This window comes from Asaia sp. W19, from assembly GCF_003994335.1.
GTDB lineage: Bacteria > Pseudomonadota > Alphaproteobacteria > Acetobacterales > Acetobacteraceae > Asaia.
In genome coordinates this window covers 137707-160549 of the sequence record NZ_PNQZ01000025.1, presented here as the reverse complement: position 1 = coordinate 160549, position 22843 = coordinate 137707, and the positions used below count along the sequence as shown (strand labels likewise).

The 22843-nt window shown below is 63.4% G+C and carries 20 protein-coding genes; 17 read left to right on the top strand and 3 right to left on the bottom strand.

The features are described from left to right. The first annotated feature begins 27 nt into the window (after positions 1–27). Complete coding sequence (locus C0V97_RS06595) at positions 28–1713, top strand: glycoside hydrolase family 32 protein (protein WP_127101832.1); 1686 nt, start codon at positions 28–30, stop codon at positions 1711–1713. Between the two features lie 5 nt (positions 1714–1718). On the opposite strand, the gene C0V97_RS06590 is transcribed toward C0V97_RS06595, so the two are convergent. Further along, positions 1719–2132, bottom strand: a complete 414-nt coding sequence (locus C0V97_RS06590; protein WP_127101831.1) for a lytic transglycosylase domain-containing protein — start codon at positions 2130–2132, stop codon at positions 1719–1721. A 95-nt stretch (positions 2133–2227) separates the two neighbouring features. On the opposite strand from C0V97_RS06590, the gene gspG reads away from it, so the two are divergent. Genes gspG through C0V97_RS06530 form a run of 12 tightly spaced genes read left to right on the top strand, consistent with a single transcriptional unit; the run spans position 2228 to position 13601 of the window. Then, positions 2228–2674, top strand: coding sequence for a type II secretion system major pseudopilin GspG (gene gspG, locus C0V97_RS06585; RefSeq protein WP_127101830.1), 447 nt, complete (start codon positions 2228–2230; stop codon positions 2672–2674). Between the two features lie 8 nt (positions 2675–2682). Continuing rightward, entirely contained in the window at positions 2683–3471 is a 789-nt protein-coding gene (locus tag C0V97_RS06580) for an A24 family peptidase (RefSeq protein ID WP_127101829.1), read from the top strand. A 52-nt stretch (positions 3472–3523) separates the two neighbouring features. After that, entirely contained in the window at positions 3524–5233 is a 1710-nt protein-coding gene (locus C0V97_RS06575; RefSeq protein ID WP_233582014.1) for a GspE/PulE family protein, read from the top strand. An 8-nt stretch (positions 5234–5241) separates the two neighbouring features. Then, on the top strand, positions 5242–6480 hold the full coding sequence (locus C0V97_RS06570) for a type II secretion system F family protein (RefSeq protein WP_127101828.1): 1239 nt from the start codon (positions 5242–5244) through the stop codon (positions 6478–6480). Beyond that, on the top strand, positions 6470–6934 hold the full coding sequence (locus tag C0V97_RS06565) for a prepilin-type N-terminal cleavage/methylation domain-containing protein (RefSeq protein WP_127101827.1): 465 nt from the start codon (positions 6470–6472) through the stop codon (positions 6932–6934). Before C0V97_RS06570 ends, C0V97_RS06565 begins: the two co-directional genes overlap by 11 nt. After that, the gene (locus C0V97_RS06560; RefSeq protein ID WP_127101826.1) at positions 6931–7326 is read left to right on the top strand and encodes a type II secretion system protein J; all 396 of its coding nucleotides are present in this window, start codon (positions 6931–6933) and stop codon (positions 7324–7326) included. The genes C0V97_RS06565 and C0V97_RS06560 overlap by 4 nt, the downstream gene beginning before the upstream one ends. After that, the gene (locus C0V97_RS06555) at positions 7323–7910 is read left to right on the top strand and encodes a prepilin-type N-terminal cleavage/methylation domain-containing protein (RefSeq protein ID WP_127101825.1); all 588 of its coding nucleotides are present in this window, start codon (positions 7323–7325) and stop codon (positions 7908–7910) included. The genes C0V97_RS06560 and C0V97_RS06555 overlap by 4 nt, the downstream gene beginning before the upstream one ends. A 19-nt stretch (positions 7911–7929) precedes the next feature. Continuing rightward, the gene (locus C0V97_RS06550) at positions 7930–9027 is read left to right on the top strand and encodes a PilN domain-containing protein (protein WP_127101824.1); all 1098 of its coding nucleotides are present in this window, start codon (positions 7930–7932) and stop codon (positions 9025–9027) included. Continuing rightward, positions 9024–9632 carry a type II secretion system protein GspM gene (gene gspM, locus C0V97_RS06545; protein WP_127101823.1) on the top strand — a complete coding sequence of 203 codons (609 nt, stop codon included), beginning with the start codon at positions 9024–9026 and terminating at the stop codon, positions 9630–9632. The genes C0V97_RS06550 and gspM overlap by 4 nt, the downstream gene beginning before the upstream one ends. Then, positions 9629–10357, top strand: a complete 729-nt coding sequence (locus C0V97_RS06540) for a hypothetical protein (protein ID WP_127101822.1) — start codon at positions 9629–9631, stop codon at positions 10355–10357. The genes gspM and C0V97_RS06540 overlap by 4 nt, the downstream gene beginning before the upstream one ends. After that, positions 10354–12783 carry a type II secretion system secretin GspD gene (gene gspD, locus C0V97_RS06535; protein WP_199751684.1) on the top strand — a complete coding sequence of 810 codons (2430 nt, stop codon included), beginning with the start codon at positions 10354–10356 and terminating at the stop codon, positions 12781–12783. Before C0V97_RS06540 ends, gspD begins: the two co-directional genes overlap by 4 nt. Beyond that, positions 12780–13601 carry a general secretion pathway protein GspK gene (locus C0V97_RS06530; protein ID WP_127101821.1) on the top strand — a complete coding sequence of 274 codons (822 nt, stop codon included), beginning with the start codon at positions 12780–12782 and terminating at the stop codon, positions 13599–13601. Before gspD ends, C0V97_RS06530 begins: the two co-directional genes overlap by 4 nt. 19 nt (positions 13602–13620) lie before the next feature. Here C0V97_RS06530 and C0V97_RS06525 read toward each other — a convergent pair whose 3' ends face one another. Next, positions 13621–14508 (bottom strand): response regulator, encoded by an 888-nt coding sequence (locus C0V97_RS06525; protein WP_127101820.1) that lies wholly within the window; start codon positions 14506–14508, stop codon positions 13621–13623. After that, entirely contained in the window at positions 14505–17924 is a 3420-nt protein-coding gene (locus tag C0V97_RS06520; protein WP_233582013.1) for an ATP-binding protein, read from the bottom strand. Before C0V97_RS06520 ends, C0V97_RS06525 begins: the two co-directional genes overlap by 4 nt. Before the next feature lie 125 nt (positions 17925–18049). Between C0V97_RS06520 and urtA the strand changes: the two genes are divergently transcribed. From urtA to urtD, 4 genes are read left to right on the top strand one after another with little or no spacing between them, the layout of a single operon-like run. Further along, the gene (gene urtA, locus C0V97_RS06515; RefSeq protein WP_127101819.1) at positions 18050–19378 is read left to right on the top strand and encodes an urea ABC transporter substrate-binding protein; all 1329 of its coding nucleotides are present in this window, start codon (positions 18050–18052) and stop codon (positions 19376–19378) included. Continuing rightward, complete coding sequence (gene urtB, locus C0V97_RS06510) at positions 19371–20984, top strand: urea ABC transporter permease subunit UrtB (protein WP_127101818.1); 1614 nt, start codon at positions 19371–19373, stop codon at positions 20982–20984. The genes urtA and urtB overlap by 8 nt, the downstream gene beginning before the upstream one ends. Continuing rightward, a complete protein-coding gene (gene urtC, locus C0V97_RS06505; protein WP_127101817.1) occupies positions 20981–22105 on the top strand; it encodes an urea ABC transporter permease subunit UrtC in 1125 nt (374 codons plus the stop codon). The genes urtB and urtC overlap by 4 nt, the downstream gene beginning before the upstream one ends. Further along, positions 22102–22842: an urea ABC transporter ATP-binding protein UrtD gene (gene urtD, locus C0V97_RS06500; RefSeq protein ID WP_127101816.1), complete on the top strand. Its 741-nt coding sequence runs from the start codon at positions 22102–22104 to the stop codon at positions 22840–22842. The genes urtC and urtD overlap by 4 nt, the downstream gene beginning before the upstream one ends. Position 22843 lies beyond the last annotated feature (1 nt).

The window sequence follows — 22843 nt, the reverse complement described above, 5'->3', positions numbered from 1 at the left end:
GACATATGACATCAGACCGCCACGCCCATGCTGAAGGTGACGATGCAGCCCCGAGTGAACGGCTTTCTTCTCCTCCTCGATACGATCCGAGCTTCTGCCAAGACACGAAGATTCAGGAGGCGTGTTCCTCCGCTTCTTCTCGCCTGTGCTCCCTTCTTTTCCAGCCTTGGCAGCGGATCCTTCTCCGGCGCCCATGCCGCGCCTGCTGCTGCCCAAACCGAGACGGCACAGTGGCGCCCTGCCCTGCGTTACAGCCCGGCTGCGCACTGGATGAACGATCCGAACGGTCCCATCCTGCTCAACGGGCTCTGGCATCTTTATTACCAGTATAATCCGGCGGGGATGGTCTGGGGTCATACCTCATGGGGGCACGCCACAAGCCGCGACCTGTTGCATTGGCAGGAGCAGAAAGTGGCGCTGCCCGCCTCCCCCGGTCGCGATATCTTCTCGGGTTCGGTCGTACTCGATGAGCGCAACCGGTCCGGACTGGGCACTCCCGGCAAACCGGCGCTGCTCGCGCTCTACACCACTGTTTTCAACCGCGACCCGAACCACCCGGATGGAACGCAGGCCCAATCCCTGGCGATCAGCCGCGATCAGGGCGGGCATTTCGAGCCTCATGACCGCAATCCCGTCCTTACCCTGAACCCGGACTCAAAACAGTTCCGCGATCCATCCGTGATCTGGTACGCGCCTGGCCAGTACTGGGTCATGACGACGGTCGTCGCCGATGCGCAGGTCGTAAAACTCTATCGCTCGAAAGATCTGATCCATTGGGATTTTCTGAGCGACTTCCAGCCCAATGGTTATCGCAAGCCGGGTATGTTGTGGGAAATGCCGGTGCTCATTCCCCTGCCTTTGGACGGCCGGACCCGCGACATGCGCTGGATCATGATCGTCAGTGTCAATCCGTGGAGCATCGCCGGGGGCTCAGGCGTTCAATATTTCATCGGCCATTTCGACGGAACGCATTTCACGGCTGATGACCTGCCACCGCGAGGCGCAGACCCCTCCGCCTATCACTGGCTTGATCATGGCGCCGATAACTACGCGGCCATTCGCCTGGCCAATACAAAAGACGGCGCGCGCTGTCTTGTCAGCTGGATGAACAACTGGGCTTATGCCGACCGCCTGCCAAGCTTCCCGTGGCGCGGCCAGATGTCCCTGCCAGTCTGTCTGAGCCTCGAAACCCGCGCAGGACAGCCCGTCCTGCTGCAGGCGCCGGTGCCGGACTATGCGCGCCTCGTCCAGTCCCACGCGCCACGCGCCTTTCCGAGCCGCGTTATCGCCCCGGGCGAAACGATGCAGATCGGCATGAAGCAGAGGGTACAGGATATCAGCCTGATGCTGCGCAGCGAAAAAGAGGGCGTAGCGGAGCTGATTCTGCGCCGTTCCGATGACGGGCATGAAGGCACGACGCTCCGCTATGATTTCGGAAATCAGCTTCTGACGCTGGATCGCAGTCATTCGGGCCGAACAGATTTCTCTCCCGATTTCAGTCCCGTGCACATCGCTCACATCGCCCCGCAACGGGGCGTTCTGACCCTGCACGTCGCGATCGACCGCAGCTCGGTCGAGGTCTTCGCCAATGGAGGTGAGGTGCGCATGACCGATCTGGTTTTCCCTGACAGTCACAGCACGGGGCTCAGCCTTTCCGCAGACAGGGCGGCGATCACGATCGATCGGTTACGCGTGGCGGAACTGGCCCCCTGAGAACGTCAGCCGGGATGCGGGGGCTCGAACAGGCGCCGTGCCGACCCGAGAACGCGCTGCTGATAAGCAAGATTGAGGGCGAGAGTATGGGAATGGTAATTACCGATGGCGCGCATCAGATCCCCATGCGTTTCGTTCAGATAGAGACGCATGATCGCGCCCGCCGCGCTGATATTGTAGCAGGGCCGGGACAGAAGATTGCGATAGACCACCTCGGGCGCCACATGGGTGAAGCGGGCAATCGGTTCAACCCAGCGCGTATTCACCTGCATGAGCCCCAGATCATCCGTGCCGTTGGTATTGTGATGCACGAGCCCGACCTGCCCCTGCTCGACAGAGAGGATGGAGGGCAGGATGCGCGGCGGCAGATGATAAAGCGACGCGACGAAGATCATGCAGCTGGCATAGGCGACTGCCATGATGCGCCTTCCTCCTTTATCTCTTTTCGGGATCGATTCTGATGCGCCTTTTCAATACGCTAACACAATCAACCGGGATCGGAACGCCTAAAACCATGCCCCAGCAGAACCATGAGCGCCCCCTCGCACACAGTGTCGATGAAGCGGGCTTCACCCTGCTCGAATTGCTGGTGGTCATCGCGATCCTCGGGCTCCTGATCGGGCTCGTGGCCCCGGCCGCGCTCAGGCAGCTCGGAGGCGCGCGTAATTCCGTGGCCCATCAATCCATCCAGCGTCTGGGCGAAGTACTCGATCTCTATCGGTTGGACATGGGGGGGTATCCCAGCACGGAAGAGGGGCTGCATGCCCTGATCGAACGGCCACAAGGCGCGGAAAACTGGAACGGCCCCTATCTCAAGGATGGGACAGACCCCAAGGACCCCTGGCATCACCCCTATATCTATAGTGCCCCTTCGGAGCGCCCTGGCCATGATTACGATCTCTGCTCCGGCGGAGCCAGGAACGTCACCACCGATCGCGCTGCCATGATCTGCAACCCCTGAGCCCGGTCATGATCCATTTCCCGCCCGTTTCCGCCTCGCTTCTGGTCGTGTCGCCCGTAATCGGCTCTTTCATGGGGGTTCTGGCATGGCGCCTGCCTGAGGGCCGGTCACCCTGGTTCACAAGATCGCGTTGCCCGGTCTGCAACGCGGTGTTGAGCGCGCGGGAATTGGTGCCTCTGGTGAGCTATGCCCTGCAAAAGGGCAAATGCCGTCAATGCGCAGCCTCCATCGATCCATTCCACCCCATCATCGAATTCGGGGCCCTGGCGGTGGCGGGAAGTGCGGATCTGGCCGTCCACGCCCACGGGTTCGTGGCCTCCCCTGTGTCACCCATCCTTCAAGGCTGTGTATTCGGATGGGTCCTGCTTCTGCTGGCAGCGCTCGACTTCCGAAGCATGACCCTGCCCGATACCCTCACCCAGCCCTTACTGGCCGTGGGCCTCATACTCGCCGCGTTGCAAGGCAAGGCGGTTTTTCACATCCATGCCCTGACAGCGCTTCTCGCCTGGATGATTTTCGCCGCCATTGCCATGCTCTATCGCTGGCTGCGCGGCCGGGACGGGCTGGGCGGAGGCGATGCCAAGCTGCTTGCCGCTGGAGGAGGGTGGCTTGGCCCCATGCTCATGCCCGAAATCATACTCTTTGCGGCGCTGGCAACTTTGGCCGGAGCAGCGCTCAATGCCCTTGTCAGAGGACAATCCCTGAACGCCTCGAAAAGAATTCCTTTCGGCCCCGGTCTGGCTCTCGCGCTCTGGGGAGGGTGGCTCTGTCAGACTGCCGGCTGGCCCTTTGGCTGACCCCACGACGGCCCCGATGAATGCCCCGGTGACTACCCCGGAGACTGCCCCGGTGAATAGTCCAGTGGAGGGCCCCTCGGCACCTCCCCTTCTCGACGCACTGGAGCGCCTGCTCATCGAGACAGGGCGTTGCGACAGGCGTGGCATCGAGCGCGCAACGCGCGCCGCCGAACAGAATCATGGCAGGCTGGATCAGATCCTCCTGCAGCTCGGCCTCGTATCCGAGGCGCTGATGGCCCAGAGCTATGCGGAGCTTCTAGGCGTCGAACGCGTCAGCCCGACCCTCTACCCGGCCGATCCCGTTCTCCCCGATCTGCTGAATGCGCGTTTCCTGCGCGATGCCCATGTCGTTCCTTTGTCGGCAGATGCGACGACGCTGCAACTCGCCATGCGAGACCCCCTCGATCAATTCACCCCCGATGCCATTCAGGCGGCAACGGGGCGCGAGGTCGTGGCGCTCGTCGCCTTGCCGGTCGAGCTCGAGGCGGCGCTGGAACGCCTCTACCCGCGGGAGAGCACGGCCTCACAGGAACAGGAGGGCGAAGAGGCCCCTCTGGAAGAAGATGCCGAACGGCTGAAGGATCTGGCCTCGGAGGCCCCCGTTATCCGGCTGGTCAATCAGATCATCGGTCGCGCGGTCGAGAGACGGGCCTCTGATATCCATATCGAGCCCTTCGAGGACAGGCTGCGTATCCGCTATCGTCATGACGGCGTACTGCATGAGGTCGAGACCCTCTCGCCCCAACTGATCCCGGCCATTCTCTCGCGCATCAAGATCATGGCGCGCCTTGATATTGCCGAGCGGCGCCTGCCACAGGATGGGCGCATCAAGCTGGCCGTGCGCGGCCATGAGATCGATTTTCGTGTCTCGACCATTCCGTCCCTGCATGGCGAGACACTGGTCCTGCGTATTCTCGACCGGTCGAGCGTGCGCTTCGACTACACCACACTCGGGCTCGCGCCCGATCTGGTAGCGCGGTTGCGTCGATTGCTCGATCTGCCCAATGGTATCGTGCTGGTCACAGGACCCACCGGCTCAGGCAAGACCACCACGCTCTATACCGGTCTGACAGATCTCAACGCGGTCACGCGCAAGCTGGTCACGATCGAGGACCCGATCGAATATCAGCTCACCGGGATCAATCAGGTGCAGGTCCGCCCCCAGATCGGGCTGAGCTTTGCCAGCCTCCTGCGCGCCATTCTGCGTCAGGACCCCGATGTGATCATGGTCGGTGAAATCCGTGATGGCGAAACGGCGCAGATCGCCGTGCAGGCCGCGCTGACAGGGCATCTGGTCCTGTCCACGCTGCATACGAATTCGGCCTCCGCCGCGATCATCCGCCTGCGCGACATGGGTGTCGAAGACTATCTCATGACCGCCGTGCTGCGCGGTGTGCTAGCGCAGCGCCTGGTGCGCAGGCTCTGCCCGGCCTGCAAGACACCCTACACGCCGCCACAATCCCTGATCGATCGCCTCGATCTGCGCGCTCTGGCGGGTGACGCGCCTGTGGTGCTGCACCATGCGACAGGATGCGATCAGTGCCGGCAGACCGGATATCAGGGACGGCTCGCCATCGCCGAATTGCTGGAGCCGGATGAGGCGATCGAGAAGCTCGTCTTTGCGCGTGCCGATCACCTTGCCATCGAGCGCGCGGCGATCGAGGCGGGCATGGTGCCGCTTTTCACGGCAGGGCTCAGAGCGGCTCTGGCGGGTGAAACCACGATCGAAGACGTGACGCGCAGCGTCCGCGCCACGCTGTGAGCGGCCTCGTGTCACGCTACGCCTATCAGGCCATCGATACGCAAGGCGCGCTCATCAAGGGGTCGCTCGAAGCGGCGAGCGAAGCCGAGGCCGTAGCCGCTCTGCGCCGGCTCGGTCATATCCCGATACGCGTTGGCCCCTCGGCCCGACCCGGCCTGTTGCGCGGCCTGTCCGGCCCGTCTCTCGCGCTCGTGCGACGCGGGCTCAAACGCAACGAACTGGCTGCCGCCACACGCGAGCTCGCGGTCATGCTCGGCGCGGGACAGGATATCGATCGCGCCCTGCGCTTTCTGATCGAGACAGCACAGACGACGCGCGGCGGCACGCGCAGCGCTGCGCTGTTCGGGGCCGTGCGGGATCAGGTGCGGGATGGGCGCGCTTTGCATCAGGCCATGGGCGCTCATCCGGACAGTTTTCCGAAACTCTATCTCGGCATGGTTCGCGCAGCCGAAGCTACGGGGGATCTGGCTCCAACCATGGCGCGACTGGCTGATCTGCTCGAACGCGAGCGCGCCCTGGCCGCCACGGTGCAATCGGCGATGATCTATCCGGCGATCCTGACCCTGACGGCCATCGGTTCCGTGACGCTGCTTCTCACGAAAGTCCTGCCCCAGTTCACGCCGCTCTTTGCTCAAAATGGTGTCGCCCTGCCGCGCTCGACGCAGATGCTCGTGCAGTCGGGCGCCCTGATTGGCCATTATGGATGGGCCATGCTCCTGGCGGTGGGGGTCTCTGTTGTGCTCGCCCGGCGCGTCCTCGCTTTGCCCACGCCGAGGCGCGCCGTGGACGGGGTGATGCTTCGCTTGCCTGGCCTGGGGCCGCTTCTGGCAGAAATTCTGGCCGCACGCCTGGCACGCATTCTGGGAACATTGCTGACCAATGGCGTCCCCCTGCTCGGCGCTCTGGCGATTGTACGCGACTCTCTTGGCAATCTGGCAGCGCTCGACGCCCTTGCGGCAGCGTCCGAAAGCGTCAAGTCGGGCGGGCGCCTGGCGCGACCTCTGGAAGAATCCCGCCTGTTTCCGCGTCGCCTCGTGCATCTGCTGCAACTGGGGGAGGAAACGGCCCAGCTCGGCCCCATGGCCCTGCGCGCCGCCGATATCCACGAAGATCAGGCTCGCCTGGCCATACAGCGTCTCGTGGCCGTGCTGGTGCCCGCCATTACCATCGTGATGGGGCTGATGGTGGCCGGTATCGTCTCCTCGCTCCTGCTCGCCATGCTGAGCCTGAACGACCTTGCCCAGTAAGCGCGACGTTCTTCCGATCCAATCAGGGGCGCAGGGCGACCCCAGTCGCGGGGAGAGAGGATTCACCCTGCTTGAAATGCTCGTGGTGCTTGTGATCATGGGTTTTGTCACCGCCCTGCTTATCGGCAGGGGGCCGCCGCGTTCGGCACGCCTCGATCTGCGCAACGCCGCGCGCGAAATCGCCTCTGCCATGCGCGAGGCCCATGCCGCCGCACTCTATCGCGGTCAGGAGGTCGCGTTTGTCGTCGCACCGCAGGCAGGCCTTTATCAGATCTCGGGACAGGCGGCCCACGCTCTGAAGCTCGACAGCATAAGCCCTCTCACGCCCAGCCGCTTCGTGTTCTACCCCGATGGAAGCGCGAGGGGGTCTGTGATCGCGCTCTTCAGCGGCCCCTATCGCATGACCATCGGGGTAAACTGGCTGACCGGCGCGGTAGAGGCGCATGGCGGATGAGTGCGCCCGCCGATGCCGAATCCGGCTTCACCCTGATCGAGGTCCTGATCGCCTTCATCATCGTCGCCTTCTCGCTGGGGGTGCTTTACGAGGGTATGCTGGATGGCGTGGGGGCCACCCATCGCGCCAATGCGGAACATGAGGCGCTTTCACGCGCACAATCCCATATGGCGGCGATCGGCCATGGCATGCGACCTGGCAGCTATGCCCAAAGTGGTGAGGATGGCAGCGGCTTTGCCTGGCATGTCGTAATGACGCCGCGAGAAGTCTCGGGCTCTCTGGTGCTGTATCATGTTGCCGTCACGGAATCCTGGCCCGATCCGCTCACCGCCTCAGGACGAGGATCGATCACGCTGACCAGCCTGCGTCTTGGCAAGGCTGAAACGCCATGAGCCGGAGACCCCAGTCCGAGCAGGGCTTCACCCTGCTTGAAATGCTGATCGCTCTCACGGTTTTCGCCCTGCTTCTTGTGGTTCTGCGTCAGGGCTTCGACGCGGCGACACGGGTTTTCGAACGCCAGCGTATGGCCTTGTCCGCGCAGGGCGATCTCGGGTCACTCGATCGTCTGTTGCGCCAGATCCTCGCGCATGCCGATCCGGGAAATACGGAGGCCGGTCCCCTCTTTGTCGGGCAGGCCCATGGCCTTGTGCTGCGTGGCCCCGCGCCACGGGCGCTGGATGATCGCCCTGATGGCCGGGCAGATTTGCGACTCTCTGTTGCTGAAGACCACCGGCTTGTGCTGATCTGGACACCTCACAGGCACGTGATCGAGCCAGCCCCTCCCCCGCAGACGCGCCTCCTGCTCGACGGCGTGGCGCGCCTCGACTGCAGCTATTATTCGGACGGACACTGGAACACGACATGGTACGGCAGCAGATTGCCCGCTCTGGTGAAGCTTCGACTGGTTTTTCCACCCGGCGATTCACGGCACTGGCCCGATATCGTCGTTGCCCCGCTGCTGGATCCGCGCCCGTGACCGGCGCGGAACGGCGCGCATGACGGGCCGCATCTTTCTCGACTGGTGGGGCCGACAGCTTGTGTCTCTGGTGCCTGAACACCTGAAGGACGGGTTGGGGCGGCTTCGCATCCTGCCGCCACGCCCCCTCCTCGAGATCCGTGAAATTCCTTCCGGCTTCGCACTCGCATTGCTCGATCAGGGAGAGACGCGCTTCTGCGGCATGCTGGAGGGAACTACAGATCAGGATTCCGACATACTGGCCCGCTGCCGCACGGCGCTCAAAGGAACGCGCCGCCGGGCACGATGCATCCTCGTCCTGCAAGGCAGACGCATCATGCAGCGCAGTGTGACCCTGCCTTTGGCCGCACAGGGCGCGCTCGATGCCGCGCTTGGCTATGAAATGGATCGTCTGACCCCTTTCGCGCCGGACATGGTTCTCTGGACACATGAGATTACGCGTCGGGATGTGGCGCTTGGGCAGATCACGGTGCTGCTTTCGCTCGTGCCACGCCAGATCGTGACTCCAGTCCTTGCACGCCTGGCCCCTCTGGGCCAGGCACCCGACAGCATCGCCGAAACTGGCAGTACCCGGCAGATCCCGCTCGCATCGAAAGCCTCGAGCTGGCGGGACAAGGGCGCACGCAATCCGCGCCTGATCGCGCTGGGCGCCCTATGCGTCCTCATCGCAGTCATGGGGCTCGGCTTGCAGGCCCAGTCCGCGCGCCTTGCCTCGCTCGATACAAGCATTACTGCGCTGCGTCCGGCCGCACTGGAGGCGAGCGCCTTGCGCCGGCAGATCGAGGACCGACAGGCAGGCGATGCCCTGATGCGCCATGCGCGTGCGCGCTGGGGCGATCCGCTTGACGTGCTCGCAGCGCTCACCGACGCGCTCTCGGACGCCAGCTTTCTGACCGATCTGAGTCTCAGGCAGGGACAGGTGCTGATCAGCGGACAATCTACCGAGCCAACGGCCCTCATTCAGGCGCTCAGCCGCACGCCGGTTCTTCGCAATCCGGATTTCGTGGCACCGGTCACGCGGCTCTCAACGCAGGGAACCGCCCATGCAGGCTTGGGCGGAGCCAGCCTGTTCTCGATCCGGGCCGAGATCGGCACAGTCAAGGGGCGCACGCCATGAGCCTGCGGCTGACGGAACGGCTGAGCCGCGATCTCCCTGAAGGACGGCGAGGGCAGGTACTGGCCATCGGACTGTTGCTGAGCGGCCTGGCGCTCGTCTGGCTTCTGTGTCTCGGCCCCCTCATCGGGCTCTATGCCGGACGCGCGGCACATATAGCGCAGAAGCGCGAGACACTGGCCCGCATGACCCGCTTGCAAGAGACGCTCCCCCATCTGCGTCAGACCGCAGCGCGTCGTGCCACCGGCGAATCCCGCCTTATCACGGGGGGGAGCGATGCCATTGCGGGGGCCAATCTGCAGGACCGGCTTCAACATCTTTCTACCGCGTTTTCCGTCGAATTAAGCAGCAGCGAAACCCTTCCCCCGCTCAGTGAGGGACGTTACCGGCGGATCGGCCTGCATGTCACGCTCACCGGCCCTTATGCCGCACTCATCCAGGTGCTGACTGCCTTCGAGACGGAGGCCCCGGCCATGGCCGTCGATGCGCTGCACCTTCATGCAGCGGAGAGCGAGGATGGCACGACCGACCGCATGGCATGCGAGATGAATGTCTATGCCTATCGCAGTGATACACTGCTCCGCTCCGGCAAGGCGAACGCATTATGACGCGCTTCGTCTACCCGCAGGGAAAGGCCGGGTGGCTGGCACTGGCCTTGCTGACGGGTAGCATTGTCCACCCCCTCCTCACAGGCACCTCACCGGTTTTGTCGGGCAAGGCACTGGCGCAGCCGCCGAGCTCAAGCACAAGCACAAGCATAAGCACCGCCATGCCCGCGCCAGGAACTGCGGCATCCCCTGCCGAGCGCGCTCAGGCCTGGCGTGCGCAGATCCTGGCGCGCCCCCTTTTCAGCCCCAGCCGTCGCCCCGCACCCTCCGATGACAAGCTGGACGGGGTGCCTCGCCTGTCGGGCATCATTGAAGGAACGGGCCCGCTGCGCGCCATTTTCATGGTTCCTGGCCATGACCGCGGGATTGTCGTTCCTCTGGGGGGCCATATTGGCCCCTGGCACGTGACCGGTATCGAGAAAGGCCGGGTGCGCGTGCGTGATGCGCAGGGCGAGAAAGTTCTTGCCCCCGACCGCGACAGGGAAGGAAACGGCCCGTCTCCAGGAGACAGATTCGCGCCTCCCTCCGGGGGCGGATCAACTCCCACGCTGGACTTCGCCCCCCCGGCCAATCCGGATGCCGTAGTCCCGGATCAACCCTCTTCGGGGCAGTCCACACTTCAGTCACCTCCTCCCGGCCCTGCGCCTCTCCCCTCACCGCCGTCAGACCCCGCCGCGCCCAACCCTGCCCCGATCGATCAAGTTCCCTCAGGTATGCCTCAATGATCCTTGTGCCCCGAGCCGCCGCGCTTCGCTCTTCCCTCACATGGCTGCGCTCCGCCACCCGCCTGACGGCGCCAGGCCTGTGTCTTCGTCCGGCTTTACCATCCGGTCTGGCGTCCGGTCCGGCATTACCACTCGCGCTCTGTCTGGCGCTCTCCGGTTGCGACAAGGGTCCGGGCAAACCAAAGCCCCTGGCGGAGAAACTGCCCCTGACAGGCTACCCTGTCGATATGACCGAGGGGCGGCTTGGGACAACTGCCGCATCGGAGGGCGCTCGTTACAGCCTCGGCCGCGAAGCCGTGCCAAGACTGGCCGTTTCAGGCCAGACAACGGGCATAGGGCAGATTTCACTGAATTTCGCCGATACCGACATACGCGATGCCGTGGCGCAGATACTCAATGATATCCTGCATGTGAATTATGCGATCGATCCGGCGGTTCGGGGCCAGGTGACCCTGCGCACGAGTGAGCCCCTCACCAACGCCCAGATATTACCCGCATTGCAGGTTCTTCTCTCACAGGTTCACGCCGTGCTGATCCATCAGGACGGACTCTATCGCGTCGTACCCAGCCAGGCGGCGCCGGGCGCCGCCCAGAGCGCCGTAGCAGGGATGGCCGATAGTCTTTCTGTCGGGGGAGAAGCGATGATTCCCCTGCGCTATGCGCAGGCGAGCACCCTCGCCCACGCCCTCACACCCTTTGTGCAGGGAGGCGCACGGATCACCCCGGTCGAGAGCAGCAATGCCCTGCTGGTCAGCGGCGATCCCTCGGCACGCAACGCGCTGATCGAGGTGATACGCGCCTTTGACGTAGACTGGCTGAGCGCCCAATCCTACGCGCTCCTTCCCGTGGACTCCGGCAATGCCAAGGACATGGCGAGCGCCCTGCAATCGGCGCTGCACGGCACAGGAAATTCGCTTTCACAGCTTGTCCAGGTCCTGCCTCTGGCACGTGTGAACGCCGTGCTCGTCGTCGCGCGCGCACCGCGCTATATCGAGGATGCACAGAGGCTCTTCGCGTTGATCGAGCGCCATCGACGCGCCACGATCAGAAGCTGGCACATCTATTATGTCCAGAATTCCAGCGTGAACGACGTCACCTATACCCTCCAACAGGCTTTCACCCCGGATAACGTGACGGCCCTGCCGCCCGGCAGCAGTACGTCCGGCCAGAACACTCAGACGGGTTTCACTGGGGCCATGAATGGCGCCATGGGTGGTGGCAATGGCGGCACGGGCGGTCTCGGCGGCGCGACCGGTGCAGGAGGATTGGGCGGTGGCGGTCTGGCCGGGGGCCTGACCGGCCTCGGCGCCGGGACGGGTCAAAATGGCGGCCAGAACGCGGGTCAGGCTTTGGGAGGTGGCGCGCAGCAGAATCCCGCGCTCAACAACCCGCTTCTGGGTGGGCTCGACAGCAGCGGAACGGGCGGCAGCCACGACACCAATACGTTGCGCATTCTCTCAAACGCGCAGCACAACGCCGTACTCGTCTACGGCACCGATCAGGAAAGCGACAATATCGAGCAGATGATGCGCCGTATCGACGTCATGCCGCTCCAGGTCCGGATCGACGCGGTGGTCGCCGAGGTCCAGCTGAACGATGCGCTGCAATACGGCACACAGTTCTTTTTCAAATCAGGCGGCATCAACGGGGTGCTGAGCAATAACAGCCAGAGCATCACCGCAGGAACTCTCGCCACAGCGGCGTTCAGCCATACCCTGCCCGGCTTCATCATCGGTGGGGCCAGTGGTGGTGGCGCACCCTTCGCCATCGACGCGCTTCAGAACGTCACGACCGTGCATGTCCTCTCCTCGCCCCAGCTCATGGTGCAGGATAACAGGGCCGCGCGCCTGCAGGTGGGGCAACTCGTACCGGTCCAGATCGGCTCGCAATCCAGCACCATCGGCACGTCGGTCTATAATCAGTTTACCTATCAGCCGACCGGCGTGATCATGGAGGTCACCCCTCATGTGAGCCAGAGCGGTCTGGTGACGCTCGACGTCTCGCAGGAGGTCAGCTCGGTCAGTGCCAATGCCGCCAGCAATACCAGCAGTGCCGCAAACCCGACCTTTAACGATCGCTCCGTGAACTCGCGCGTGGTGGTGCAGGACGGCCAGACCGTCGGGCTTGCCGGGCTGATTACCGAGAATTCGAGCCGCGCCAATAGCGGCATACCCTGGCTCAAGAATATTCCCGTGCTTGGCTTCCTGGCGGGATCCCAGAACAACAACCGACAACGTACCGAATTGCTGATCCTGATCACGCCTCATGTCATTCACGACCAGCGCGACGCGGTCAATCTGATGGAAGATCTGCGCGACACCCACCCTAACGCGGCCAATGTGCCGGATGAACTTACCCCGATGCATGGTACGGGCAGCAGCGATCCGCAAAAGCGCATTCGCGAATCCCTCCATCTGGATCGGTGAGCGCACCCCCCTTCTCCGGAGCGCGCAAAGCCGATGAACGCGGCTTTGCGCTGCTGATCACGCTCTGGACGCTCGCCGGGCTGGCCTTTCTGGTGACCATGATTCTCGCTGCAGCAGGCTCGGAGCTCCGCGAAATGCGCCTCGCGCGACGGACCACCCAGATGCAGACGCTCGCCGAAGGCGCCTTATGGAGTGGGGTGTTCCACGCCATGGCCTCGTCCGGGCAACACTGGGCAGGAGATAACGCGCCGCATCAGCAAAACGTAGACGGGATGATCCTGACGATCCGGCTCCGTTCCGAGGCCGGGTTGATCAACCCCTCCCTCGTCGAGCGCCCTCTTCTTCAGGCGCTGATCGCTCAGTGCGGGGCCGACGCTGCGCGCGCCGAGTCCCTGGCCGCAAATATCATCGCCTGGCGCAGCCCTGCCTCCTCCACTACCGCGAGCGAGCGCAACGCCTATCTCGCCGCTGGCCTGCCGTATCAGCCCCCGCACGCGGCATTCGAGACGATCGGGGAACTCGGCCTGGTTTCTGGTATGACGCCCGCGCTTCTCGCCTGCCTGCGTCCCCATCTTTCGGCCACGCAGCCTGAAGCGCCCCATACACCGCTTGCTGATCCGGTGATCCGTGCCGCTTATACCCGGTCAGGCGGGTCTCCCCTCCCTGCTGCGCGGCCAGGCGGACACCGCGCCGAGAGCATCGAGATTACCGTTGACGTGCAGGATGGTCAGGGCGGCATGATACGCCGGGCCGCAACCTGGCTGATCGCCCCCGGCACCGGCTCGACGCCCCTGCGTCTGGCGTCAGCGCCAGACTAGGCCGAAACGGCCAAACGCCTCATTCGGCCTCGCGGAGAAGTCGGGAGGCTGTCGCCGCAGCGGCAGCGCGGCCGCTGAGGCCAGCCTTGTTGTAAAGCTGCTCCGTATGCTTATCGATCGTGCGCGAACTGACCTTGAGAATATCAGCGATGTCACGGCTCGACTTGCCCCTGCTGATCCAGAGCAATACTTCGGCCTCGCGCGCACTCAGGCCGAGTGCCTTTTGCAAGACGATCTCGGGTGCGGCCGGAACGGGCGCGATCTTCAGAACAAGGGTTTCCGGTCCCTCTCGCCCCACGAACAGGATCTTGTAGGGCGACTCACCGATCATCCAATGGCCCAGCAGGGACCCTGGCGCCAGATCGTCCAGTTCCGGCACCGAAAGCTCCTCCACGAGATCGACCGGCAACTGCGCCACGCGCTCCGCCGCCTGTGGCGTGCTCCAGACGATCTGACGGCGATGCAGATCGAGACCAAAGAGATAGCGCCCGGCCCGATCAAGGGCCGCATGCGCTGCACGGACCTGCTGACTGGCCGCAAGACGGACCCGGATACGCGCGAGTACCTCATCGAAATGAAAGGGCTTGGTCACGTAATCCTGGGCGCCTACGTCGAAGGCACGCAGGACATGCTCGATTTCGGTCAGCCCCGTCATGAAGATGACCGGAATGGCGGCCAGTTCCGGCTCCGAGGCCATACGTGCGCAGACTTCCCAGCCATTCATGCCGGGCATCATCGCATCGACCAGAGCCAGATCCGGCGTCTGATGCGTCATGATCGCAAAAGCCGCCTGACCCGATTGGGCCAGAAGCACACCAAACCCGGCCTCATCCAGCGCGGCATCCATCATCCCGAGCGCTGCCGGATCATCATCCATGACCAGAATGACGGGACGCTCGGTGGTCATGGGCGCTCCCCGCCCAGCAATGCGGAGAGCTCTGCCAGGCGATAACCACCTGCTGCCTCGCGCAGGGGATGCAGCAGGGGCTCCAAGGCAGGGTGCGCGCCTGCAAGATCTTCCAGCGCTACGCGAAACCCGCGCAGATCACCGCGCTCGAGATGATGGAGCAGACGCAGACGCGCTACGTTCGGCAGCACCTGACCCGCTGACGCATCCGCCGCCCCATGGGGGAGCGCCGTCTGCGCATCAGCGATGGCGGGGGACGGGTCCGGGTGAGAACGCGTCACTGGAGCTGGCACAGGACTGTCATCGCGCCGTGCGCGAAGCGTCCATTCCAGCCCAAGGAGGCGCCCCATCGCCTCAAAAAGCGCCACGAAATCGACGGGCTTGCCGAGAACGGGACAGTCGTCGAGTGAGGACACGCGCTGCGCCGCGAGTTCCGCCATATTCCCGGTGATGAAGATGATCGGCAGCGCCCCCACATGGGTTTCGCGTATCGATAGCGCCAGGTCGCGTCCGTTCATCCCTGGCATGGACAGGTCGAGCAACAGAAGATGGGGGCTGAACCGGGCAAGACGCTCAAGGCAGTCCCGTGCATTGGCCGCGCTCTCCACCTCGAATCCCCGAGGCGCAAGCATTTCGGTCAGCATTTCGCAATGCCGAGGATTGTCATCGACCACGAGAATGCGCCGCGGCTTGCCCTCATATGCGACTGGCAATTGCGTGAGACGGGGTGCCGCCATCTCCTCTCGATCGGAAAGAAACAGGCGCACCCGGAAGCGGGTGCCGTGCGATGCGATCTCCTGTGACGCGTTAAAGGTCAGCTCTCCCCCCATGATCTCTGTCAACAGACGTGTGATGGTCAGGCCGAGCCCTGTGCCCGGTATGGCATCGCCCGCGGCGCGTTCGAATGGTTCGAAAATACGCTCATGATCCTCCGGAGCAATGCCTGGCCCGGTATCCTCAATCACGAATTCGGCAATCTGACGCTGCCAGATGACGCTGAGCGTGACCCGGCCGCTCTCGGTGAACTTGATGGCATTGGAGAGCAGATTAAGCAAAATCTGGCGCAACCTGTGGGCATCGCCATTGACCATCTGGGGCAGAGTGCCTGGCTTATAGACAAATTCCAGCCCCTTCGCCGCAGCCTGGGGACGTACCATCTGCACCACCGAGTCCAGGAATTGCGCGAAGGGAATACGATCCCGATAGATTTCGATACGCCCCGCCTCGATGCGCGAGATATCGAGCACCCCGGTCAGAAGCGCGGTCATATGATCGCCACTCTCGCGAATGGTTCTCAGCGCATTCAGCCGATCAGGGGGTAAACGCGGGTCCGCTTCGAGAATTTGGGCATAGCCCATGATCGTGTTGAGCGGTGCCCGGATCTCGTGGCTGATCCCGCTCAGAAACCGTGTCTTGGCGTGGCTTGCCGCCTCGGCCTTTTCACGGGCGCGTATCAGCGCGGCGTCCGTTCGCTCATGGGCGGCTATCTCATTGAGCAGCAACTGCGTTTGACGGGTGGTCTCTTCCCTTGCGGCGCGCTGGCTCTGCTGCGCAAGGACCGCCAGCATGGAGCCGATCGCTGCTCCCATCCCGAGCAATAGATAAGGATGGTTCCGGGCGAAGGACGAGAGCGCCACACTTCCCAGCATGGTGAAGACGAGAGCAAAGATGAGGGCGAAACGCCCGGCAGGGTGGCGCAGCGCCCGCCCGACGAAAGGTGGCAGATAATCGAGAGGCCGGGTGAGCTGGGCGGCCAGCCGCGTGGCGGGAGGCTTGCACCGGTCATGGCAACGCGCATCCAATGAACAGCAGAGCGAGCAGATCACTCCCCCATAAGCAGGGCAATGCGCCATGTCCGGCGCCTCATAGACGCGCTCGCAGATCACGCAGGTCAGTGCCCGATCCTGTGCCCGATCCTGCGCCCGGCTGCGCGGCAGGCGCCGGGCCAGATAGGTGCGGCCGCCCGTACCGGCAGCAATAAGAGGGGCCACGCATAGCGCCATGCCAAGAGCCATGAATGGCGCAAAGGCATGAGCGATGGCGCCGAGCACACCCGAGAGTGCGGCAAGGCCAAGCCCCACCCCGGCGAGCATGGCGCCGAGTCCGACAGGATTGATGTCCGGCAATGCCGCGCGCCGGAACTCTATTCGCGGGGGGCTCAGTCCGAGCGGCTTGCACAGCACCAGATCGGAGACGATAGCCCCCATCCAGGAAGCGGCCAGAACGGCATAAAACACCAGTCCGGTCTGGATCGAATTCACGATGCCTGACTCCAGCAGGATCAGAGCCATGCCAATGGTGAAGAAAATATAGAACACCCGCCCCGGATGTCCGTGAGTGAGGCGGGAGAAGAAATTCGACCAGGCCAGGGAGCCTGCATAGGCATTGGTCAGGTTGATACGCGTCTGGGCCACAAGGATCAGGAAAAACGTGGCCGTCAATGCCAGAGGTGGCGGAAGCAGTGTGCCATAGGCCAGCGTGTAGAGTGCCTGGGGCTGGGTGGCGTCATCGGGCGCCATACCGAGGCGCAGCGCGGCACAGGCCAGAAAGGAACCCGCCAGAATCTTGACGGCATCGAGCACCACCCATCCGGGGCCGCCAATCAGGGCCGAGGCCCACCAGGCTATGCGGTTCCGGCCGGATCGCTCCGGGAGGAACCTCAGGAAATCGACCTGCTCCGCACTCTGGCAGATCAGCACCATCATGACGGAGGCGGCGCTCCCTACCGCAATCAGACTGATTCCCTGAACCGAGGGGGGAGAAAATCCGACCCAGCTTCCGATCCATTCCGGGTGAAGCCACAACACCGCCACGAGGGGAACCGTATTGAGCGCGAACCAGACCGGCATGGTCAGACTCTGGAAGCGTGCGAGAAACCGGAAACCTCCCGTTGCGAGAGGGATGACGATCAGCGCCGCGATGACATTGGTCAGCCAGGTGGGTAGTGAGTCGATGCGGGCCAGCATGGCCGCCAGGATGGCCGTTTCGATCCCGAAAAAGATGAAGGTAAAGCTGGCATAGATCAGGGAGGTAAGGGTCGAGCCGATATATCCGAACCCGGTGCCCCGCGTAAGCAGGTCGATATCGAGCCCGCTCCTTGCCGCCGCAATGGTGATGGGCAGGCTGACAAGAAAAATCACCACGCATACGACAAGAACGGCAAGCGCAACGTTCCCGAACCCGAACGCAAGGGTCAATGTGGCACCCACGGCCTCAAGCGCCATAAAGGATATGGACCCCAGAGCCGTCAGGGCCGCACGCCAGGGCGTGGCGGCGCGTGCGCTCCGGGCGGTGAAGCGCAAGGCATAATCCTCGGTTGACTGATCAGCCACCCAGGCATTGTAGTCGCGGCGCATACGGACGATGCGCAGGCGCGCCGTGTCCCCGCGAAGCGGCGTATTGAGCGGCATCTTCATTCCGGAACCTTCTCATCAGCCTTTTGAAAGACGCAACATAGCCCAGGATACGCAAGACTGCGTATAGGCCGAATGCGGTGTTTTGGGACCAAATCGGGAAGCATCCGAGAAGGAACCCGATCACCATGACCTCCCTCCCGCCCGTCTCACGCCGCGCCTTTGCCCGTTTCACCCTCGCCGCTTCCGCTGCGATGCTGGCCGGGACCGGCCGCGCGCGTGCCGCCGCGCCTTCGGGCGAGCCCATCAAGATCGGCATTCTGCACTCACTTTCGGGTACACTGGCAATCAGCGAGGCGACGCTCAAGGATGTCATGCTGATGCTGGTGGATATCCAGAATCGCAAGGGCGGGCTGCTGGGGCGTCCCATCGAGCCCGTGGTGGTCGATCCCGCCTCTAACTGGCCGCTTTTTGCCGAAAAGGCCCGTCAGCTTCTGAGTGTGGACAAGGTGGCCTCGGTCTTTGGCTGCTGGACCAGCGTCTCACGCAAATCGGTACTGCCTGTCTTCGAGGAGCTGAACGGCATCTTGTTCTATCCCGTGCAATATGAGGGGCAGGAATGCAGCCGCAACGTATTCTATACGGGAGCGGCCCCCAATCAGCAGGCCATTCCGGCGGTCGATTATCTCATGAGCGAGGATGGCGGCGGCGCCAGGCGCTTTGCCCTGATCGGGACGGATTACGTCTATCCGCGTACCACCAATCAGATCCTGCAGGCCTATCTCAAATCCAAGGGCGTGGCGGATTCCGACATCATGGTGAATTATACGCCCTTCGGTCAGTCCGACTGGCAGACCATCGTCTCGCAGGTCAAGGCCTTCGGTTCGGCCGGGAAGAAGACCGCTGTCATCTCGACCATCAATGGCGATGCCAATGTGCCCTTTTACAAGGAGCTTGGGGCCCAGGGCATCACCGCCACCGATATTCCGGTCATGGCCTTCAGCGTCGGTGAGGAGGAGCTGGCAGGCATGGATACCAAGCCCCTGGTCGGGCAGCTTGCGGCCTGGAATTACTTCGAGAGCATCGATACGCCCGCTAACAAGGCGTTTATCGCCGACTGGCATAAATTCACCAAGAACCCGAAACGGACAACCAACGACCCGATGGAAGCCCATTACATCGGATTCAATCTCTGGGTGCGGGCCGTGGAAAAGGCGGGCACGACCGATCATGACAAGGTCATTGCCGCCATGGTGGGGCTGCGCCAGCCCAACCTCACCGGTGGGATCGCGCAGGTCCTGCCCAATCATCACATCACCAAGCCGGTCTATATTGGCGAGATCCAGGATGACGGGCAGTTCAATGTGGTGTGGCAGACGCCCCACGAGGTGCCGGGCCAGGCCTGGTCGCCTTATGTGCCGGAAACCGCGCATCTGACAGGCGACTGGACCGCTCCCATCAATTGCGGAAATTACGACACCCAGAAAAAGGCCTGCCTCGGATCGCATCATGCGTAAGGCAGGTCTCGCATTCACCCTGTGCCTCGCGCTGGTCCTCGGCGCGCCTTGTGCCCCCGCCGGGGCTCAGGAGGCTACTCCCGATCCCTACGCCCAGCTGGCCTCCCCGCATTTCGACGCCATCATCGCCGGGATCGAGGCGCTCGGCCATTCCGGCGATGACAAGGCCCTCGCGACACTGCAGGCACTTGACGCCCATAAGCTCATGGCTGGGTCAGGGGGCGTGTACATCCATGCAGGAACGGGTCTGGTCGATGCGCGCACGGGCCAGCAGAATGCGGACATCGACCCCGCCACCCTGCATCCGGTTCGTGTCAATAACCGCGTACGTTTGGTTCTCGCCACGGCGCGGGCCGAACTCCTGCTGGCGCAGGGCAGCCGGGCCGAAAAGCACGACGCCCTGTCGCGCATGCTCACCCATCCCGATGCCTCGATGCTGCCCGCCCTGGATCACGCCAGCGCCGACCCGGCCAACAAATCCCTGCGCGCGGAATTCGAGGCTGCGCGCGCGGCTATTCTACTGAGCCCTGGCGCTCCGCCCGTCGCCCTGAGCGCGCAGCTTGCCGCCGTCTCCGCCATTAAAAAAACAGGCGGACTGGGCGCGAGATCGCTGCTGACGCGGGCCGCAGCCCTTGAGGCTCTTGCGCCACAAACGCGCGAGGCCGCAAAAAAAGCCGTTGCCTCCATCGACTTCCGGCTCAGGCTCTGGAGTTACGCCCAGGATCTTTTCTACGGGGTGAGCCTGAGCTCCGTCCTGCTGCTCTCGGCCATGGGGCTCGCCATCACCTTCGGGGTGATGGGCGTAATCAACATGGCCCATGGTGAATTGATGATGGTGGGCGCCTATACGACCTTCGTCGTCGAGCGTCTGATTGCCGCTTATATCCCGGCGCTCTCGCCGTTCAGTCTGATTCTCGCTCTGCCCGCTGCCTTCGTCGTTAGCGGCGGGCTGGGTATCCTGATCGAGCGCGGCGTGATCCGCTTCCTGTATGGGCGACCGCTCGAGACGCTTCTTGCAAGCTGGGGCGTTTCACTCATTCTGCAGCAGGCCGTGCGCTCCGTTTTCGGCCCGAGTAATGTGGCCGTCACCACACCGGGCTGGCTCGGGGGTGCCTTCGCACTGGGGGGGCTTGAAATCACCACGGTGCGCCTTGCCATCTTCCTGTTCGCCATAGCTGTCATGGCCGCCCTGATGCTGGTGCTTCGACGCACCCCGCTCGGACTGCATATGCGTGCCGTCACCCAGAACCGACGCATGGCCGCCCTGATGGGGATCCGCACGGCGCGTGTCGACGCGCTTACTTTTGGTCTGGGCTCGGGCATTGCCGGTCTGGCCGGTGTTGCGGTCAGTCAGATCGATAATGTCAGCCCCAATCTCGGGCAGGGTTATATCATCGACAGCTTCCTCGTCGTTGTCTTCGGCGGGGTTGGCAATCTCTGGGGCAGTCTGGCGGCGGCGCTCGCACTTGGACTTGGCGGCAAGGGACTCGAACCGCTGATCGGTGCGGTCTCGGGCAAGATCCTGCTGCTGGTCCTCGTCATCCTGTTCATTCAGCGCCATCCACGCGGCATGTTCCCGATGCGCGGTCGGGGGATCGAATCATGAGCACCGATTTCAGCTTCCGCAGCGCGCGTTGGACGGCGCTCCTCGTAGTCGTTCTCGCCCTCGTTCTGGCGCTGACCAGCCTGCTGCCCCAGGGCAGCGCACTCAGCGTCTCACCTTTCGTCGTGACGCTTTGCGGAAAATATCTCTCCTATGCCCTGCTTGCCCTTGCGGTCGATCTGGTCTGGGGGTTTGCGGGTATTCTCACCCTCGGTCACGCCGCGTTCTTCGCCCTCGGGGCCTATGGCATGGGCATGTACCTGACGCGCGCCATCGGCGCACGCGGGGTCTATGGCAATGCAGACCTGCCCGATTTCATGGTGTTCCTCTCCTGGCATCGCCTCCCCTGGTATTGGTGGGGATCAGACCATTTTCTGGTTGGCGTGGTGCTTATGCTGGGTGTCCCGGCTGTGCTGGCGGGGCTGTTCGGCTGGCTCGCCTTCCGCTCCCGCGTCTCAGGGGTGTATCTCTCGATCATCACCCAGGCGCTGACCTATGCGCTCATGCTCGCCTTCTTCCAGAACGGGCTTGGCTTCGGCGGCAATAACGGTCTGACCGGATTCAAGGATGTGCTGGGTTTCGACCTCACCGCGCCAAGCACGCGGGCCGTGCTTCTGGCGCTGACCGGCGTGATCCTCGGCGCCGTGTTGATGGGTGCGCGCGCTCTGATGGGAGGACGCTACGGCCGGGTTCTGGTGGCAGTACGCGATACTGAATCGCGCACGCGCTTTCTTGGCTATCGTCCGGAGCAGGTCAAGCTTGTGGTCTGGATCGTCTCGGCCCTTATCGCAGCGCTGGGTGGCGCGCTCTATGTGCTTCAGATCGGGATCGTCAATCCGGGCGAGTTCGCTCCGGCCAACTCGATCGAGGCCGTGATCTGGGTAGCGGTCGGGGGACGTGGCACGCTGACGGGCGCTGTGATCGGGGCAGTTCTGGTCAATTTCGGCAAGACCCTCTTCACCGCCATCCTGCCTGAATTCTGGCTCTACGGGCTCGGCGCCCTGTTTCTCGCCACCACGCTTTTCCTGCCGAATGGCGTCATGGGGCTTTTGCGCCATGTGCCACGCAAGCGCGACGAGGAGGTAACGCCCGAAATCACCAATCCTGAAGGATCGAATGCATGACGACCGCCGCTCTTCTCGACTTGCGGGATGTTTCCGTCAGCTTCGATGGGTTCAGGGCCATCAACGGCCTCTCGCTCACCCTTGCACCGGGCGAAATGCGCGCGATCGTGGGCCCTAATGGCGCTGGCAAAACGACAATGATGGATATCATCACCGGCAAGACCCGTCCTGATACGGGGAGCGTCACCTTTCGGGGTCATGACCTGACCCGTCTGGACGAACCTGCCATTGCCGAACTAGGGATCGGGCGCAAATTCCAGAAACCGACCGTGTTCGAGGCCCTGAGCGTCTGGGATAATCTTCTGCTCGCCCTCAAGGGCCTCCGACGCCCGCACAGGCTGCTTTTCGCCCGGCTGACCCCTGATGAGATCCGGCGTATCGAAGGGCTTCTCGCCACCATTCGCCTCGGTGCCGAAAGTACGCGCGCTGCGGGTGGGCTCAGTCACGGCCAGAAGCAATGGCTCGAGATTGGCATGCTGCTGGCACAGGAGCCCGATCTGCTCCTTGTGGACGAACCTGTCGCCGGTATGACCGATGCAGAGACTGCCGAAACGGCCGAGTTGCTGCGCGAGATCAATCGTACGCGCAGCGTTGTGGTGGTGGAGCATGACATGGATTTCGTGCGGGCGCTGGATGTGACCGTGACGGTGCTTCACGAAGGCGCGGTTCTGGCGGAAGGGCCGCTCGATACGGTCAGCAATGATCCGCGCGTCATTGAAGTCTATCTCGGACGGTGAG